This window comes from Streptomyces sp. SID3343 (genome assembly GCF_009865215.1).
Classification (GTDB): Bacteria; Actinomycetota; Actinomycetes; order Streptomycetales; family Streptomycetaceae; genus Embleya.
In genome coordinates, this window is sequence record NZ_WWJX01001051.1 from 1 (window position 1) to 2618 (window position 2618).

Annotated in this window: 2 protein-coding genes; both read left to right on the plus strand. The window is 73.0% G+C overall.

The window, feature by feature from the left end:
- A partial coding sequence (locus GT354_RS32945) for a beta-ketoacyl reductase (protein WP_161360037.1) occupies positions 1 to 1042 on the plus strand: 1042 nt, incomplete at its 5' end.
- Positions 1039 to 2618 (plus strand): polyketide synthase (locus GT354_RS32950; RefSeq protein WP_161360038.1); only part of this gene is annotated, 1580 nt, incomplete at its 3' end. The genes GT354_RS32945 and GT354_RS32950, both read left to right, overlap by 4 nt.

Sequence of the window (2618 nt, forward strand, 5' to 3'; positions counted from 1 at the left end):
GGACGAGAAGCAGGCCCGCGTCCTGCTCGACCCGGACGCGCTGGAGATGCCGCCGATGCGCGGTGTGCTGCACGCGGCCGGCGTCATCACCGGCGGCATGCTCGCCGACTTGACCCGGGACGCGCTCGAAGCCGATCTGCGGCCCAAGGTGGCCGGTTCGGTGACCCTGCACCGGCTGTACCCGCCGGGCAGCGTCGACTTCTTCGTCCTGTTCTCCGCCGTGGCCGCGCAGTTGGGCCTGACCGGGCAGGGCGCGTACGCCACGGCCAACGCGTTTCTCGACGCGCTGGCCGAGCACCGCCGGGCCGACGGCTGCCCGGGGGCGCGCAGCCTTGCCTGGCCGGCGTGGCGTGAGACCGGGCTGGCCGCGACGGCGGGCGGCCTGGAATCGGAGTTCGAGGCGGTGGGCGTACGAGACGTCACCGAGCGGCAGGCCATGGCGGCGTGGCGACACGCCCGAGGATGCGCGCCCGCGCACGTGGTCGTCCTGCCGGTGGACCGCTCTCGTCCTCCGGCCCGCCCGCTCCCGCTGCTGGAGCGGCTCTTCGCGCAGGCACCGCCGCGCGAGGCGGCCGACGGGCCGGCGGCACGCTTCCTCGACCCGTCGCGGCCGGGCGGAGTGTGCGAGGAGGAGGTCTTGGCGGAGGTGGCCCGGATCGTGGCCGCCGAGTTGGGGCTCGCCTCGGCCGCGGTGGACCGATCTCGTCCGCTGGCGGAAGTGGGCATGGAGTCGATCATGGCGTTGGCCGTTCGGCGGCGCCTGGAGCAGGCGTTCGCTCTCGCGCTGCCCGCCACGCTGCTGTGGAACCACCCCACGGTGCGGGCGTTGGGCGCGCGGATGGTCGCCGAACTCGCGCCTGCCGCGGTCGAGTCGGCGCAGGACGAACCGTCGCGGCCGAGTCCCCGGGCGGCGCCCTCGGTCGAGTCGGAGGCGATGTCGACGGACCTGGGGTTCGACGCGCTGCTGGACGAGTTGGAGGCCGATACGACGGCGGGCACCGCCTCGCGTACGTCCGCGGATGTCACGGAGGGACGAGGATGACGAGCACGAGTCAGCGGCTGGCCGATCTGGGGTCGGACAAGCGCGGCGAACTGGCCCGCAGGCTGGACCAGGTGGCCCGGACGGTGTCCGCGGAGCCGATCGCGGTCGTCGGACTGGGCTGCCGCCTGCCGGGGGGCATCACCTCACCCGACGCCTTGTGGTCGCTGTTGGTGGAGGGCCGTGAGGTCGTCGGGCAGGAGTTGACCGACCGCTGGGACGAGGCGGAACTCGCCGGCGCGCTCGCGGACCCGGTACTGCGCCGGGGCGGTTTCCTCGACGATCCGGCGGGACTGGACAACGAGTTCTTCGGTATCTCCCCTCGCGAGGCCGCGACCATGGATCCACAGCAGGGCATGCTGCTGGAGGTGGCGTGGGAGACGGCCGAGCACGCCGGGCTGCCCCCGCGCGCCCTGGCCGACACCCGAACCGGTGTCTTTCTGGGCATGTACTACAACGAGTACCTCCAAGGCGGGCTCGCCGACGCCGAGTCGGTCGACGCCTACACCATCACCGGCGGTCTGCACAGTGTCGCCGCCGGACGGCTGTCCTATCTGCTGGGGCTGCGCGGCCCGTGCGTGTCCTTGGACACCGCGTGTTCGTCGTCCCTGGCCGCGGTGCACCTGGCGTGCCAGAGTCTGCGGCTGCGGGAGAGCGATCTGGCTTTCGCGGGCGGGGCCAACCTCATCCTGCGCCCCGAACTGAGCCTGTCCCTGCACCGTTACGGCCTGCTCTCGCCGGACGGGCGGTGCAAGACGTTCGACGCCTCGGCCGACGGCATCGTGCGTACCGAGGGATGTGCCCTGGTACTGCTCAAGCGGCTCGGCGACGCGCTCGACGACGGTGATCGCGTGCTGGCCGTGCTGCGGGGCAGCACGGTGAACCAGGACGGCAGGTCGAACGGTCTTACCGCTCCCTCCGGTGCCGCCCAGCGGGAACTGCTGACCGAGGCCGTCGCCCGATCCGGGATCGACCCGTCCCGGCTGGGTTTCGTGGAAACCCACGGCACGGGGACCGAGTTGGGCGACCCGATCGAGGTGGAGGCGATCGCGTCGGTCTACGGCGACGGCGACGGCGGGCGCTGCGGGCTCGGCGCGGTCAAGACCAACGTGGGCCACACCGAGGCCGCCGCCGGCGCGGTCGCCCTGATGAAGGCGGTGCTGTCGGTGCGACACGGGGTGATCCCGCCGAACCTGCACTTCGACCGGCTCAACCCCAACATCGAGCTGGGCGGGACGCGGCTGTTCGTGCCCACCGAGGTCACCGCATGGCCGGTGGCCGACCGTCCCCGGCTCGCCGCCGCGTCCTCGTTCGGCATGGGCGGCACCAACGCGCATGTCATCGTCGAGGAACCGCCCCGGGTCGCGACCGATGCCCCGCTCGCACCGGCGAACGAGGGGCCGCACGTCCTGCTGCTCTCCGGCGCCGGCACCCAGGCGGTGCGGGACAACGCCGAACGGCTGGCCGACCGACTGGAGACGGCTGCCCCGGACCCGCGCGACGTGGCGCACACGCTGGCCCATCGTCGCTCCGGCGAGAGTCATCGGATCGCCGTGACCGGCTACGACCTGCCCCAGTT